Raw genomic sequence first — 15,385 nt, 5'->3', positions numbered from 1 at the left:
GTGATCGCAGCCGGAGGGAGACCTGGGCACGCTGGGAACGGGTCAGCCCGGGCCGCTGAGCCGGCCCGGGCTGACCACCTACCCCAACTCAGGCACCAGACGTGCGCAGCGCCGGTGCCGAACGGTTGTTGGCCCGGTCGCGCGGCCGGCGGTTGGGCAGCGAGAACCGGATCACCTTCTTCCAAGCGGAGAAGACCTGCCGGGGCAACGATCCGGTGGTGTACTTCAGGCCGTACCGGTCGAACAGCGCCCGAACCTCCGGAACGACCTCCCGGTAGCGGTTGCTCGGCAGGTCCGGGAAGAGGTGGTGCTCGATCTGGTGAGAGAGATTGCCAGACATGATGTGCAGCAACCGACTACCGCTGATGTTCGCCGAGCCGAGCATCTGCCGCAGGTACCACTCGCCGCGGGTCTCCCCCTCGATTGAGGTCTTCTCGAAGGTCTCCACGCCCTCCGGGAAGTGCCCGCACATGATCACGGAGTGGCTCCACAGGTTACGGACCAGGTTCGCGGTGAAGGTCGCGGCGAGCGTGCTCAAAAACGACGGCCCGGACAGCAGCGGGTGCAGCACGTAGTCCTTCAGGACCTGGCGACGGATCTTACGGCCGACCGCGCGGGCCCGGGCACGGAACGCCGGATCCCGGTGCCGGCCCTTCTTCAGGTTGCGCCCCAGTTCCAGGTCGTACGCGGCGATGCCGTACTCGAAGAAGCAGGCGTTGATCAGGTTCCACAACGGCTGTCCCAGGTGGAGCGGGTGCCACCGCTGGTCCTCATCGACCCGCATGATGCCGTACCCGAGGTCGTTGTCCTTGCCGATCACGTTGGTGTAGCGGTGGTGCAGCTCGTTGTGTGAGTGCTTCCACTGCTCGGCCGGAGAGACGTGGTCCCACTCCCAGGTGGTGGAATGGATCTTCGGGTCCCGCATCCAGTCCCACTGACCGTGCAGGATGTTGTGCCCGATCTCCATGTTCTCCAGGATCTTGGCGATCGACAGGCCGGCCGTCCCCACAATCCACGCCGGTGGGAAGAGCGAGAAGAGCAGCACCGCCCGACTTCCCAGTTCCAAGCTCCGCTGCGTCCGGATGAGGCGACGAATGTAGCGGGCGTCCCGTTCCCCCAGGTCGGCCATCACCCGATCCCGGATCGCGTCCAGTTCCTTTCCGATCACCTCAATGTCTTCAGCGGTGAGGTGAGCGATCGGGTTGACGGGCTTGCGTTGCAGAACGGTCACGTCGGTACTCCGGAATCAGTGGTCGAGGTCGCAGGGGCCGGCGGCGGCCGACACGCAGGTCTGGACGAGGACACCGTCACCGGGAACCGCCGTGGTGAGCGACCCGTTGCGCAGATCACGGACGGCACCCTGGCGTAGCGGCAGGACGCAGCCGTAGCAGATGCCCATACGGCAACCGGATGGCATCAGCACACCGGCCCCCTCCCCCGCCTCCAGCAGCGGGGTGCTGCCGTCGGCGGCGACGGTCACCCCGCTGCGGCCAAAGGTGACGGTGCCGCCCTCGCCCGGTGAGATGATGGTCGGGCGGAACTGCTCGGTGTGCAGTCGCTCCCGGTGGCCGGCAGCGTCCCAGTGCGCGGTCAGGACGTCGAGGAGCCCGGCCGGGCCGCACGCCCACGTCTCCCGCTCGAGATGGTCCGGCACCAGCGCGGCCAGGTCGACGAGGCTGAGCTGGCCGTCATCCTTGGTATGCCGCTCCACCAGCCGGAGCGCGCCGGCGGCGGCCAGGTCCCGCAGCGCCGCACCGAAGATCACGTCCGCTGCGGTGGGCGCCGAGTGCACCAGCGTGACGTCCACCCCGGCGAGGGCCCCACTGCGCAGCATCCCCATGACGGGAGTGATTCCGCTGCCCGCGGTCACCAGCAGCACCCGCGCCGGCGGGGTGGCCGGTAGCACGAAGTCGCCCTGCGCCTGGTCAAGCTGCACAATCGTGCCGGGCTGAGCGTGCCGCACCAGATGGTTGCTGACCAGGCCGTCCGGGATCGCCTTGACGGTGATCGTGATCGGGCCGTGGCGGCCCGCCGGAGCCGAGGTCACCGAGTAGGACCGCCACTGCCGCACGCCGTCGACATCCACACCGAGCCGGACGTACTGCCCTGGGCGGTGCCCCTGCCAGTCCCGCCCCGGCTGGATCACGATGGTAGCGGCGTCCGGGGTCTCCGGGCGTACCTCGACGATCCGGCCCCGTAGGTCGGCGCCGGAACGCAGCGGGGCGACCAGGTCAAGGTAGTCGTCGGGTAGCAGCGGGGTGGTGACCGCCGCGGCGAGCCGCAGCAGCCCGCGACGCAGGGACGCCGGCGCGGACGGGGGCTGGGCGGTGGTGGTCATACCCCGATCGTCGCGGCACACTGGCATAAAATCTTGACCTGGGAAGGTGAACCCAATGCGCGGATTTATATGAAAGGAACAAGATTGTGGCCGAACGGTCCGAGGCAACCCGGCGTGCGGCCCGGCTAGACCTCGATGATCGGGTTGCCGCGGAGCTCCGCAACCGGCTTGCCCTGCTCGCCGAGCACACCGTCACCGCAATCACCGCCGAGGTACCCAGCTACTCCGGCACCCTGACCGGGCAGATGCGGGACAAGATCGAAAATGCTGTACGGATCGCCCTCGGCACCTTCCTTCAACTCGTTGAACGCTCCCACGGGGCCGACCCCAGCACCCCACTCGTCCCCGCCGTCGAGGCCGCGTACGCGCTCGGCAGCGGAGAGGCCCGCTCCGGCCGCAGCGTGGACGCGCTACTCGCCGCGTACCGGGTGGGTGCCCGGGTTTCCTGGCGGGAGATGTCCGCCATCGCCGTCCGCGGACAGCTGCCGGCCGCCACGGTGGCCGAGTTCGCCGAGCTGATGTTCGCCTACATCGACGAGCTCTCCGCCGCCAGCGTCGCCGGGCACGCCGACGAATTGGCCAGTACCGGCCTCATCCGCCGCCGAAACCTGGAACGGCTCACCCAGCAGCTGGTCACCGGAGCTGCCGAGGACATCCTGCTGCGCAGTGCGGAACGGGCCGACTGGCCACCGCCGCAGACCCTCACCGCCGTGCTGCTACCCCGGTCCAACCTGCGCCCGGTACTCAAGCTGCTGCCCACCCAGACGCTGGAGAGCGCCGACGACTTGCCCGGTGGCGGGCCCGGCGACGAGACCGCCGGACTCCTCGTCCCGGATGCCCACGGCGACCGGCGGCGGCAGCTTGCCCGGCTGCTGCGCGGCCGGCGGGCGGTGCTCGGCCCAGCCCGGCCGTGGACCCAGGTCGCCTACTCCTGGCAGCGGAGCATGCGGGCGCTCGCCCTGGGGCTGCGTCCGGACGATGCCGGGACACCCCTGGACACCGAGGCGCACCTGGCCGAGCTACTACTCAGCCACGACCCGGAAGGTCTGGCGGACCTGCGCGCACGGGTGCTGGCGCCGCTGGCGGCGCTGCCACCCACCACGGCCGATCGATTGACCGAGACGCTGCGCTCCTGGCTGCTGCACCACGGCCGACGCGACGACGTCGCCGGCGACCTCTTCGTACATCCGCAGACCGTGCGCTATCGGATGGGCCAGCTGCGCGAGCTGTACGGGGACCGGCTCACCGACCCCGCCACCGTGCTTGACCTGACCCTGGCCCTGGCCTTCCCACCCCGCGGGCCGGTCAACGAGCTGCTGTCGCAGGACTGACCGGCACCGAGTCCCGCTACCAACTCGCCCGCCACCCGCGTCCGTACGGGTCCTGGTCCACCCGTTCCTCCGGGACATCGTGACCAACCGGCCGGGAGGGCGCCCGCATCCGCGGGCGCCCTCCCGGCCTACACCCGTACCGTCATCGTCATCGACGACGGGGACGCCGGGTCAGACCGAAGCCGACGACTCCCGCCACCGCAGCGAGGATGCCGCCGATCGTGCTCCAGGCCCAGCGCGAGCCGAGCTCGGGCAGCCAACCGAAGAAGCCGCCGTCGTCGCCCTCAGCCGGCTCCGTTGGAGCGGCATCGAGTAGGGTGCCGGCCGCGGTGGGCAGCACCAACGGCTCTGCCAGCACGCCGTCGTCGCGGGAACCCTCGCCCACCGCGCCGACCAGCAGCTCCACCTCGATCGGCAGGCCAAGATCCTCCTCCGGCAGCTCGGCCACCGAGAGCCGGAGGTAGTACGTCCCCGGCAGCGGATCGGCCGACCACGGCTCCGCCCAGGAACGCACCTGCCGCAGGGTGCACCCGAGCGAAACGCTCTCGGCCTCGGCCGTAGCCGTCGGCGTCTGGGCACCGGCGGTGCAGGCCTGACGCCGCCGCAGCCCGTCAAAGACCTCCACGGTCCACGTCGACTCGCCACTACGCTGCTTGGGGAACGACACGGTCGCGGTGATCTCGTGGCGCTCGCCGGCCACGGCCGGGAACGACCAGTACAGGTAGTCGCCAGTAGCGGCGTCCACCTGCACCGGCTGCCCGGCGGTGATATCGGTGGCAGTCAAAAAGGAGGTCCCCGCCCGGGTGACCGGGGTCGCCCCCGGTGAGGGTGTCGGGGTGGCCCAGGCCGCTCCGGGCGAGACCAGCAGAGCCAGGCCGACAGCGGCCAGGACGGCTCCACCCTGCAATGACCGGACCCGCATCACTTCTCCCTCCAGGTCGCTACCCACCACCGGGTGAGCACCCCGGACGCCAGTCCGGCCAGCAGACCAACCACCGTCAGCAGGACGAGCAGCACCCAGCCACGACCGAGATCCGGCGCAGCCGGGGCAGGCGAGGACGCGACCATATCCACGGTCAGCTCAACCGGCATCCCCGGTGACGTCTGAGTTCCCGGCTGAGGCGCGAAGGCGTTACTCACCACGAGACAAACGATGGTGGCCTCGGCGTCGGTCGTGGTGGACGGGGTTGGGGAGGGCCCATCATCCGGCTCCTCCCCCGCCGACCAACGCAGACCGGCGGAGACGACATCAGTCCGGCCGCTACCGGCGTCCACGCCCCGCACCAACTCCCGACCGTCGGTGGCCACCGCCCGCAGCAGCACCGCATGGTCGGGGTTGACCGGCCGGTCCAACGCCACGCTGACAGAGGCACGCAGCTCCTGCCCGGGGTACACCGGCACCCGGTACCACCGGTGCTCCGAGAACTTCTCCCGGTCGCTGTAGACGCCAGCGCCGAGTAGCGGGGCGTCGTCGCAGACCGAGGTGCCGGCGACCACGGCCGGCGTAACCGTGTGTGTATCCCCGGCCCGGTCGACCAATTGCTTGATCCGGCCAGTCAGCTCGTCCGCGCTCTGCGCCGCGGTGTACGTGCCACCAGTGGCCGCGGCGATACAGAGCAGCTGCTGGCGTACCTTCTCGTCCGGGGCCAGGCCGAGGGTGTCCACCACCAGCTTCGTCCCCTGCGCAGCCAGCTCTCGGGCCACCTCGCAGGGGTCCGGTGGGGCGCAGGTGTCCTCGCCGTCGGTAATCAGCACGATCCGCCGGGCGGTGCTACCGGTACCGAGATCCTCGGCGGCCGAGCGCAGCGCCAGCCCGACCGGGGTGTACCCAGTCGGACGAAGCGTCGCCACTGCTGCCTTCGCCTGCACTCGGTCGACCGGCCCGACCGGCACGATCTGCTGGGTGTCCTGGCAGCCCCGCTCCTTGTCATCCCCCGGGTAGGTGGCACCGAGGACCCGGATGCCCAGTTCGGTCTCATCCGGCAGCGCGTCTACTACCTCATTGAACGCCTGCTGAGCAACCGAGATCCGGCTCCGCCCATCGATGTCGGTGGCCCGCATCGACCCGCTGACGTCGAGGACCAGCTCGACCTTCGGCGGCTCAACCGGATCCTCCCAGTCCGCGAGGGCTGGTGCCGGACCAATCATCACGCTCGTCGCCAGCAGCCCGACGAGAGCTGCCGCCAATCGTCTCGTCTTGATCATCGCGCGCAGTCTAGGGCAGCTCCACATCGGACGATACTGCGGGTTCGGTGACGCAGATCACGCATGCGCCCAATCAGGCCTGTGCCTAGCGTCGGGTGACGTGATTGATCCGACGATCGAAAATCAAGAACCATCGACCTTCGGGCCATCGGTGCGCCCACTCTCCCAGAATCGTGACTTCGTCATTCTCTGGGTGAGCCAGTCAATTTCCGCACTGGGTAGCGCCATCTCCTCCGTAAGCTTCGTCCTGCTGACTCTGGCCATCACCAGATCAGCAGCACACGCGGGAGCCGTCGCATCAATCGCCGCCATCACCACTGTGGCGTGTCGGCTCCCAGCAGGATTCCTGGCGGACAGACACGACCGGCGACGTGTCATGATCGTGGCCGATCTGGGGCGCGCGCTGGCCCTGAGCAGCGTAGTCATCGCTGGCGTCTTCGGACAGGTCACATTCGTTCACATAGTTGCTGTGGCGGCCACCGAAGCGGCCCTGAGTAGTTGCTTTCAACCCGCGGAGACAGCAGCCCTACGGTTCGTCGTGGCGAGCGAGCAGGTGACCCAGGCCACGGCCCGAAACGAATCCCGCACACAGCTCGCGACGCTGGTCGGGCCCGCCCTCGGCGGCATACTCCTCAGCGCCGGCCGGATCGTGCCGTTCCTGGTGGATGCCGTCTCCTACCTCGTCTCCGCGGTAAGCCTGATCCTGATCCGACGCCCCCTTAACAACAGCAGGGGGGATCGCGCGCCGCACCGAAGCCACGGTTACGTCAGCGCGGGTCTGCGGTGGCTGTGGCAGGAGCAGTTCGTCCGCGGCGCGGTGCTCTGGTTCGCCGGTGTTACCTTCGTCTTTCAGTCGATCGGGCTGGTCTGCGTCCTCCTGGCGGAGCGCCACGGCGCGGGTCCCGCCGCCACGGGACTGCTGTTCTCGATTACCAGCACGGGTGGGCTGGTGGCTACATACTCACGCATGCCGAGCCCGCCCTTCACGGACGGGTGAGTGCCGCCGTACACCTCCTCGGCGGCATCCTGCTACCGATAGCCCCCGCGCTCGCCGGGGTATTGGTCCAGGGGTTCGGTGCGGTCGCGGCCGTACTGCTGTACTCCTCGGTCCTGCTCGCCCTCGCGATCTGCACGACGGCAGCGCGCGGCCTCGGCGTACGACAACGATGAACGAAGGTCGCGGCCGGCCCGAACAGGTCAGGTGCGCGGCGGGCCCCCCAGATCGGTAGCGCGCAGGCGCGCACACGCCTGCTCACACGCCCGTTGCAGCCGTTCCGTGGCCTCTCGGGACAGACCACGTTCGGCTGCGGTCCAGGAAGCCCATGCCTGGACAACGTCCGGAAGGATGTCACTCACGCCCGAATCACCGATGGCATCTCGAGTCAGACCTGGCAGGCCCAGAGCGGCCATGACCCGACGCGGGCCGAGCCGCATTGGATGGCAGCAAGCCCGATCGGTGAGCTGCTCGACGAAGAGGTCTACCGCCTGGCTCGTCGCGTCGTCCCCGGGCAGTTTGGAGCCGATGCTGGAGGCGAGGAACGCCCGCTTCATGAGTTCGACATCCACGCTGTCGGGCAGCGGGTCCGGCGGAGCGGCGGTGACACTCAACGCCCGGGCCCGAGCCAAGGTCAGCGCGCGCATCTTCCGGTACGCAGCTGGCGCCGGATTCGGCTGGTAGTCCCGATCTTCCAGCACCTCGTCCGAGGTGACGACCGCATCCTCGAACAACCGCCGGGCATAGGCTGGGTCAACCGGCTCAGTGACCAGACCATCGACTCCGTCGGCGCGGCGCAGGACATCCTGCAGCACCTCAACGTCCAGGCCGAGGGTCAGCTCCCGAAACAAGCCACCGTCCACGGCAAGGTCGATCATGGCCAGAATGCCGTGTTCATCGTCGCCGTCGTAGGAGAAGACGCACAACACGAAGGCGGTCTCGTCGAAGGAGTCGTGCGCCCACCAGCAGCCCTCCACCCGCACCCGGCCGATCGTGGAGGCCCAGGAGGCGTCTGGAACGCCCTGTCGGACGAGCCGGTCGGCGTGCAACCCGGCCAGTTCCCGCTGCGTGTCGACCGGACTCATCGCCTGGAATGCCCGCAGCGCCGCCACCGCCGTCGGTGTCTCTCGCCGACCCAACTCCTGGATGACCCGGGCATCCTCACGCGCCGCGACGGCCAGGGATGGCCCAAACCCCTCCGCCCCCTGATGGGCAAGGAGCTGTGTCATCCCCTCCTCAATGCGCCACGGCGAACCATTCGCCATGATCGAAAAGTTCCACTCCACGAAGTCAGCGCCCGCAACGGCACGATCGATGCCCTGATCGCTGTCATCCATCCCCGGATTGTCGCAGCCGATCCGTGACCAGACGACTACCCTCGCCGCGCGCGGCGAGCCGTTGCTACCCCCGGCGGGCGCGGCGACCCGTGCTACCCCGCCAGTCGCGGGGGCCCGTTGCCGCCCCAGCGGGCCCGGCAGCGGGCCGCTACCCGCGGCGGTCAGTCCTCGACCCAGCCGTACTGGCGCGCCATGGCGACCAAGGCCCGGCGAGCCTCGACGATTTGCGCACCGGTCATCGTGGGTACGTTCGCCAGCAGCAGCTCGGTCACGGCGCTGTCAAACTGCTCAACCGCCAGCACATCACACTCACCGTCCTCGTCGGACAGCGGCTGTGGGCGATTCGGCAGACTACGGGGTGCAGCCGGGGGCGTCTCCAGCACCACGCTGGCGACCTTCAGGCCCCGTTCGGACTGCACCACCTCATAGCTCACCCGCATGCCGGCGGCGACTGCATGCCGCTGATCACCGAAGTCATTCGCATGCACAAAGACGTCATCGCCACCCCCGAACGGTGCGATAAACCCGTAGCCGCGAACATCATCAAACCGAACAATCGTTCCTTTTTCCACCACAATCCCCCAACAAATACCAACCAACAACACCCGAAGCGGGCAACCCGCGGACGAGTCCCACGCGCTGCCAGCCTAGCGACCCTGCCACCGAGCGGGGACCGGACGTCGGCAGGGTGGGCGCCGGCAGCACCGGAGCCGCCGACCAGAAGCGCTGGGCACGGGTACGATCGGCTCCTTGTGGACGGGAACCAGCTGAATTTGATGATCGCTGTCCCGCCGGGGCAGGTGACGCTCTCCGACCGTCGGACACAGCGCCGATGGTCGGTCGAGTTGACGCCGTACGAGCTCGCCCGCTTCCCGGTCACCCAGGCCCAGTATGCCGCGATCACCGGCGCGCACCCAAGCACGGCACGCGGAGCAGAGCTGCCGGTCGAGGGGGTGTCCTGGTGGGATGCGGTCCGATGCTGCAATGCCTGGTCGCGACGGGAGGGGTTGGTGCCGGCCTATCGAATCTCCGGCGACGAGGCGATCGAGTGGGACCCCTCCGCCGATGGGTATCGGCTGCCGACCGAAGCCGAGTGGGAGCACGCGTGCCGCGCCGGTACGACCGGCCCCCGCTACGGACCGTTGGACGAGATCGCCTGGTACCGCGACAACTCGCGGGAACAAATCCACGAGGTGGGCGGCCGACAGCCGAACGCCTGGGGCCTCCACGACATGCTGGGCAACGTCTGGGACTGGTGCTGGGATCACTACGACACGGAGGTCTACGGCAGCTACCGAGTCCTCCGCGGCGGCGGCTGGTTCGACGAGCACTGGAGTTGCCGGGCCTCCGTACGGCGCCGGAGTCATCCGACGTTTCGCGTAGACGACGTGGGCTTCCGCGTCGCGCGTTCTATTCGCCCCGAGTCGGACTGACCTGGCGCCCGCGCCTCACGCCACGGCGTAGACCTCGAAGATCGCAGCGAGCACCTGATCCCGAGCCGCCTCGGCCGGACAGACGCCGATAAGCACGTAGTAGGCCAGCCCTTCAGCGAGCGCCACCAGGGTTACGGCCGCCACTGCGGGGTCGGTCCCGGCACGAATGTGGCCAGCGGCTTGGTCGTAGCGGAGCAGATCGGCGAGTTGGCCGTGGAGTTTGGCATAGTCGACGCGGAGGCGGGCGGCGATAGCCTCATCGGCCAACGCCACCGCGGTGAATGACTGGCGCACCCGCAGGTGGGCACGGGTGACCGCGTCGTACGGAATCAGCTCGGTGAGCACCACGGTGAGTAGGCGCCGTCGGCTGACGTCCTGGTCATCGGGCCTGGCCTTGGCGGATATCCGACCGCTGGACAGGGCGTTGCCCCGCTCGAAGGCGGCCTCGACCAGTTCTCGCTTGGTGGGGAAATAGTGCTGGACCCGGCCGGGCGACACGCCAGCCTGAGCGGCCACCGTAATCAGGGACACGGCCGCCAGGCCACGCTCGGCAACAACAGCCAGTACCGCATCGGCTATCTCGTTGCGCCGATGCTCATGCTCGGATCCCACCCCTCGAGTTCGACCGGTCGCCAACCCTTCCCCTTCCAGGTTGCTCAGACGCTACTTCATGGCTACGTTCTGTAGTATAGCAATGTGGGTACACTGATTTGATCGGGGGCTTCGTGAGGTGGTGGGACGGGGACGAGCCGGGCACGCAGCGCGTCCGGCGCCGCACCTCCGGCCAGGCTGTGATCCTGCTTGCCTGCACCGCACAGTTCCTGGTGGTGCTCGACGTGTCCGTGGTCAACGTCGCACTTCCGTCCATCCAACAGGCCCTCTCCCTTTCCCCGTCCGGCCTACTCTGGGTGGCCAACGTCTACGCGCTGGTGTTCGGAGGCTTCCTCCTGCTGGGTGGCCGACTGGCCGATGTATATGGCCGCAAGCTGGCCTTGATCTCCGGGCTGGGACTGTTCACGGCCGCGAGTCTCGTCGGCGGGCTCGCCACCACCGCCGGTGCGCTGGTCGGCGCCCGCGCGTTCCAGGGCCTGGGTGCCGCCGCGCTGGCACCCGCCACCTTGACGCTCCTCACCACGACATTTCCACCTGGGCCCGCGCGCAACCGCGCATTGGCGGTCTGGACCGCGGTCAGCCTGGCTGGCGGCGCGGCCGGCAACCTCCTCAGCGGTGCCCTCACCGAGTACCTGACCTGGCGGTCAACCTTGCTGGTCAACGTCCCGATCGGCATGTTCTGCATCGCCCTGGCAGCGGTCACGCTCGCCGGCGGGCGGCCACGTGACCAGTTGGTCCAGCTCGACGTCAGGGGTGCTGCCCTGATCACCGCCACCCTGATCACGGTGACCTACGCCGTCACGGCCAGCCACCCGCACAGCCAGCGAGCGTCGACCGCCGCAGCAGCACTGGTCGTCAGCCTGATCTGCCTGGCCGCCTTCGTCGTGGTCGAGGCACGCAGCGCCGAACCACGACTCCTGCCGCTGGGGCTGCTGCGAACCAGGGCAATCTGGCTGGGCAACCTGCTGATGCTGTTGGTCGGGGCGGGCTTCCAGATTCCGCTGTGGTATTTCCTGACCCTGTACCTGCAGCAGGTCCTCGAACTCACCCCGCTGCAGGCCGGGGCCGGATTCCTACCACACACCCTGCTGATGATGCTGGTCGGAATGCGGGTGACCCCATGGTTGATGCGACACGTTGCCGCGCGGAGCCTGGTCATCATCGGCACCGCCATCGCCGCGGCCGGATTCTGGTGGCAGGGTCAGATCACCGTCCACAGCACCTACCTGTCCGGCGTACTCGGCCCGGCCGTCGTGATGTCGATCGGCGGTGGGCTGCTCATCGTGCCGCTGACCGCCGTGGTGACCTCCGGTGTCTCTGGCCCCGACGCCGGGGCGGTCTCCGGGCTGGCGAACGCCGCCAAACAGTTTGGTGGCGCCCTTGGCCTGGCCGCGCTTATCGCGTTGACCAGCCGGCATTCGTCCACCAAGGCCGATCTCGTCAGCGGCTACGCGCAGGCGTTCGCGTTCACCGCCCTCATCTTGGCCCTCGTCGCCATCGTGGCGTTCGCCCTACCATCCGCAGATTCCATCAGGCCACCTCCCGAGTCTCCCCGGACCATCGCCGACGCAGCCGGCGGTCGTGACTGACCACCACCACAGCTCCCGGGTATTCCTCGAGTGCGGCCTCCAGCTCCTCAACCAGGCCGAGCGAAAGATGGTTGGTGGGCTCGTCCAGCAGCAGTAGGTCAACGGGCTCGCTGAACAGCTGGGCCACGGCCAGCCGCTGGCGCTGTGTTCCTCAGTTTGACCAGGCCGTCCGTGCGCGAAGGCGGCCAGGAGGGTCCGCTCCGACGTAGCGGTGGAGACCTCCTGCGGAAGGTACCCGATCCGGCCAGAACGGGTCACCTGACCACCGTCTGGAGTGAGGTCACCGGCGAGGATCCGCAGCAGCGTGCTCTTCCCGGCGCCGTTCGGCCCGCAGATCAGCAGGCGTTGTCCCGTCGCGACGGTCAGCGTGGTCGGCCTGAGTCGACCGGCGAACGTCACCTCCTCGGCGGCTCGACCACCGGTATGCCGGGATCCGGTAAGGCCGCCGCCGACACCGCCGGCGACACCGGCGCACCAACACCGCGCACCAGGCACCACTTGACGCGAAGGCGGACCAGTGCGTCGGTCAACACCGGTGGGGCAGCTCGGCAGCCAGCACAACACCACCAGGCCCATGGCGGGGCGGCAGCGGTGAACCTGATCCAGCCCCGCCAACCCGAACTCCGCACGTACGGCTGTGAAAAAGGTAACCAACATGAGGCTGGGCGCCGGTAAGTCCTGTTAGGATTCCGCAATTCTTCATGTCGCCGCCATTGAAGAAGGGAACCTTCTGAATGCATGACGTGGACACCGTGCGTTATCCACTGGCCGCTCCAGGAAGCGACGCATGGGAACGCGTCGTCACACAAACCCGCGCCGACCTGCGCGACCACGGTTGCAGTGTGCTGCCGGAGTTCATTCGGCCGGCGAGCTGGGAGACGCTACGACGGGAAGGCGCTACCGTTGCCCCGTCGGCGTACTACGATGTTACGGAAACCAACGTCTACAATACGAAAATTGATGCGGATCTGCCGGTGGAGCACCCAGGCCGCATCATCATGCGGCGTGGCAACGCGTTCGTCCCGCGCGATCTGATCCCCGCCGACAGTGTCATCCACCGGCTCTACCGCGACCCGTCGTTCGTACGCTTCCTCGCCGCCTGCTTCGAACTCCCGGCGCTCCATGAGCTCGCCGACCCCCTCTCCGGCCTGGTACTCAACGTCGTGCAGCCCGGCATGGACCATCCGTGGCACTTTGACCTCAACGAGTTCACCGTCAGCCTGCTGACCCAGGAGCCGGAGGACGGGGGCATCTTCGAGTACTGCCCGAACATCCGTTCGGCGGGTGCGGAGAACTTCGACGCCGTCCGTTCGGTGCTCACCGGCGCCGATCGGGCACCAGTACGAGCCCAGACCCTGCGCCCCGGTGACCTCCAACTGTTCAAGGGACGGTACGCGCTGCACCGGGTGAGCGCCGTGCATGGGGACACCGCCCGACATACAGCGATCTTCGCCTACTCCCAGCGCCCCGGCGTGATGGGCAGTGTCACCCGTACACAGCAGCTCTTCGGCCGGGTCCTGCCCACGCACCGCGATGCCGAACGTCACGCCATTCGCGTCGACCAGCTGCTGGACTAGCGTTCGCGAACGTAGCCCAGTGCGTTTCAACCCGCTCGGAAGACTTCCGACGGCATACCCTTTGACCTCAACCACTGACCCAGAAGGCCCGACGAGCAGCGCATTCCAGGAGGCCGAGTGAGTACGTTCGAGAACGAGGACAAGCTGCCCTCGGTACCACTACCCACGCTGGAGGAGACCTGCGCCCGGTTCCTCGAGTGGTCCAGCCCGCTGCTGACGGAGCAGGAACTCGCCGACACCGAGGCCGCGGTGCGGGAGTTCGGGCGGGCCGACGGTCCGGGGCCAAAGCTCCACGCCGACCTGGTGCGGTACAACGAGGACGCTACTACCCACAGCTGGCTGGATGCCTTCTGGCCGGCCCGCTACCTCGGCCGGCGCGACCGCATAGCGTTGAACGCCAACTTCTTCTTCCTGTTCCGCGACCCGCCGCTACGCGGGTTCGCCGACCCGCAGGTGGAGCGCGCGGTGCGGCTCATCGCCGCCACCGTCAACTACAAGGTCCAGCTCGACGCGGAGCGCATCCCACCTGCCCTGACCCGTGGGCAGCCGCTGTCGATGGAGCAACACAAGTTTCTCTTCTCCACTACTCGCATCCCGGGGCCGGTGCAGGACAGCGTCCGAGCACCGTACAGCGCCGAGACGCCGGGCCCCGCAACCGCACGGCACGTCGTGGTGTTCTACCGCGGCAACGCCTTTCGGATGGACGTACTCGGTCCGGACGGGCACCCGTACTCCCTCGATGACCTGACCGTGGGCTTGCGGGAGCTGCAGAAGGCCGGCCTCGTGCCGGCGGCGATGACCACCGCGACCGGCCATCTCACCACCATGGCCCGGGCCGAGTGGGCGGCTGCCCGACTGCGACTGGTCGCGCTCGACCCCAGCAACGCCGCGGCGCTGGAGACCATCGAGACGGCACTGTTCTGCGTCTGCCTGGAGGACTTGACCCCGGCCGACGACCTGGCGGCCTGCGACCAACTGCTGCACGGCGACAGCGGCAACCGGTGGTTCGACAAGGCGGTGTCGTTCATCGTCTTCGCAGACGGCACAGCCGGCATCAACGTCGAACACTGCGAGCTGGACGGCACCACGATCCTCAGCTTCGTCGACACAATTCTCGCCGGAACGCCGGAGGAGCACGCCGCGCAGTCCGGCGCGGTGGCACAGGGCGTGCCGGCGATCGAGCCAGTTACCTTCGTGCTCGACGACGGGCTGCAAGCCGAGATCGCTACCGCGGCACAAGCCTTCGCCCAGTTCGGCGCGGACACCGCCACTGTCACGCTGTCCCTCGACGAGTTCGGGGTGGACGAGGTCAAGCGGCTACGGATGTCACCCGACGCCTTCGTGCAGCTGGGGTACCAGCTCGCGCACAAGCGCGCCAAGGGGTTCACCGGTGCCACGTACGAGTCCATCGCCACCCGCCAGTACTCGCGGGGACGAACTGAGGCGATGCGCGTCGTCACGCCGGAAGTGCTGCGGTTCGTCGCGGTAATGGACGATCCCGCCACTGCTAGGGATGAGCGCCGGGCAGCGTTCCGGGCGGCGGCCGACAAACATGTCGCACGGGCGAAGCAGTGCCAGGCCGGTGCCGCACCGGAGCAGCACCTCTGGGAGCTACAACTCATCCAGCAGCGGCGAGGGGCCGCACTCGGCGTGCCGGAGTCGCCCCGGCTCTACGACACGCCGGGGTGGCGCACGATGCGCGACGACTACCTGAGCACCAGCTCGGCGCCGTCCACCAATATCCGCTACTTCGGATTCGGGGCCACCAGCAGCCGTTGCATCGGAATCGCGTACGTGCTCCTGCCGGACCGGTTCCAGCTGTACCTCAGCACTCCCCGCCCGGTCGCCGAGATGATGCACACGTTCGCCGAACGGCTCCGCGAGGCGTTGCGTGAGCTGCGCGCCCTCCTCGACGAGGAGTAGCCGACCTGGTCGACTGCCGCACCTGAACCAGGGGCTCGGTGCGGAC

The 15,385-nt window shown here is 68.4% G+C and carries 12 protein-coding genes and 2 pseudogenes; 6 read left to right on the top strand and 8 right to left on the bottom strand.

The features are described 5' to 3' along the window. Nucleotides 1-88 precede the first annotated feature (88 nt). Nucleotides 89-1,231, bottom strand: coding sequence for a fatty acid desaturase family protein (locus tag B116_RS0121600; protein ID WP_027661290.1), 1,143 nt, complete (start codon nt 1,229-1,231; stop codon nt 89-91). 15 nt (nt 1,232-1,246) lie between these two features. Continuing rightward, complete coding sequence (locus B116_RS0121595) at nt 1,247-2,338, bottom strand: ferredoxin reductase (protein WP_027661289.1); 1,092 nt, start codon at nt 2,336-2,338, stop codon at nt 1,247-1,249. An 86-nt stretch (nt 2,339-2,424) separates the two neighbouring features. Here B116_RS0121595 and B116_RS0121590 point away from each other — a divergent pair, with 86 nt between their 5' ends. After that, entirely contained in the window at nt 2,425-3,669 is a 1,245-nt protein-coding gene (locus B116_RS0121590; protein ID WP_027661288.1) for a PucR family transcriptional regulator, read from the top strand. A 148-nt stretch (nt 3,670-3,817) separates the two neighbouring features. Here B116_RS0121590 and B116_RS0121585 read toward each other — a convergent pair whose 3' ends face one another. Both B116_RS0121585 and B116_RS0121580 read right to left on the bottom strand, forming a co-directional pair. Next, nucleotides 3,818-4,591 (bottom strand): hypothetical protein, encoded by a 774-nt coding sequence (locus B116_RS0121585; RefSeq protein WP_033667777.1) that lies wholly within the window; start codon nt 4,589-4,591, stop codon nt 3,818-3,820. After that, nucleotides 4,591-5,874, bottom strand: a complete 1,284-nt coding sequence (locus tag B116_RS0121580) for a VWA domain-containing protein (protein ID WP_027661286.1) — start codon at nt 5,872-5,874, stop codon at nt 4,591-4,593. The genes B116_RS0121585 and B116_RS0121580 overlap by 1 nt, the downstream gene beginning before the upstream one ends. Before the next feature lie 100 nt (nt 5,875-5,974). Between B116_RS0121580 and B116_RS25700 the strand changes: the two are divergent. Next, nucleotides 5,975-7,044 (top strand): annotated as a pseudogene (locus B116_RS25700) (MFS transporter). A gap of 27 nt (nt 7,045-7,071) precedes the next feature. Here B116_RS25700 and B116_RS0121570 read toward each other — a convergent pair. Both B116_RS0121570 and B116_RS0121565 read right to left on the bottom strand, forming a co-directional pair. Then, complete coding sequence (locus tag B116_RS0121570; RefSeq protein ID WP_027661285.1) at nt 7,072-8,205, bottom strand: beta clamp domain-containing protein; 1,134 nt, start codon at nt 8,203-8,205, stop codon at nt 7,072-7,074. Between the two features lie 161 nt (nt 8,206-8,366). Then, nucleotides 8,367-8,780, bottom strand: a complete 414-nt coding sequence (locus tag B116_RS0121565; RefSeq protein WP_026321927.1) for a cold-shock protein — start codon at nt 8,778-8,780, stop codon at nt 8,367-8,369. A gap of 177 nt (nt 8,781-8,957) precedes the next feature. Here B116_RS0121565 and B116_RS0121560 point away from each other — a divergent pair, with 177 nt between their 5' ends. Further along, nucleotides 8,958-9,638, top strand: coding sequence for a formylglycine-generating enzyme family protein (locus B116_RS0121560; protein ID WP_027661284.1), 681 nt, complete (start codon nt 8,958-8,960; stop codon nt 9,636-9,638). 15 nt (nt 9,639-9,653) lie between these two features. Here B116_RS0121560 and B116_RS0121555 read toward each other — a convergent pair whose 3' ends face one another. After that, on the bottom strand, nt 9,654-10,250 hold the full coding sequence (locus B116_RS0121555; RefSeq protein WP_027661283.1) for a TetR/AcrR family transcriptional regulator: 597 nt from the start codon (nt 10,248-10,250) through the stop codon (nt 9,654-9,656). 113 nt (nt 10,251-10,363) lie between these two features. On the opposite strand from B116_RS0121555, the gene B116_RS0121550 reads away from it, so the two are divergent. Next, nucleotides 10,364-11,839: an MFS transporter gene (locus tag B116_RS0121550; protein WP_027661282.1), complete on the top strand. Its 1,476-nt coding sequence runs from the start codon at nt 10,364-10,366 to the stop codon at nt 11,837-11,839. On the opposite strand, the pseudogene B116_RS28855 reads toward B116_RS0121550, so the two are convergent. Next, nucleotides 11,781-12,226 (bottom strand): annotated as a pseudogene (locus B116_RS28855) (ATP-binding cassette domain-containing protein); the annotation flags it as partial. The gene B116_RS0121550 and the pseudogene B116_RS28855 sit on opposite strands and share 59 nt — an antisense overlap. 347 nt (nt 12,227-12,573) lie before the next feature. Between B116_RS28855 and B116_RS0121540 the strand changes: the two are divergent. Together B116_RS0121540 and B116_RS0121535 are read left to right on the top strand one after the other, a co-directional pair. Beyond that, nucleotides 12,574-13,416, top strand: a complete 843-nt coding sequence (locus B116_RS0121540; RefSeq protein WP_018723399.1) for a HalD/BesD family halogenase — start codon at nt 12,574-12,576, stop codon at nt 13,414-13,416. Between the two features lie 117 nt (nt 13,417-13,533). Continuing rightward, nucleotides 13,534-15,339 (top strand): choline/carnitine O-acyltransferase, encoded by a 1,806-nt coding sequence (locus tag B116_RS0121535; protein ID WP_027661281.1) that lies wholly within the window; start codon nt 13,534-13,536, stop codon nt 15,337-15,339. The last annotated feature ends 46 nt before the right edge of the window (nt 15,340-15,385 follow it).

Origin of the sequence: Salinispora fenicalii (assembly GCF_000514815.1) — a bacterium.
Taxonomy (GTDB): domain Bacteria; phylum Actinomycetota; class Actinomycetes; order Mycobacteriales; family Micromonosporaceae; genus Micromonospora; species Micromonospora fenicalii.
The sequence above is the reverse complement of the archived record's forward strand: the minus strand, read 5'-3'. Positions and strand labels throughout refer to the sequence as shown.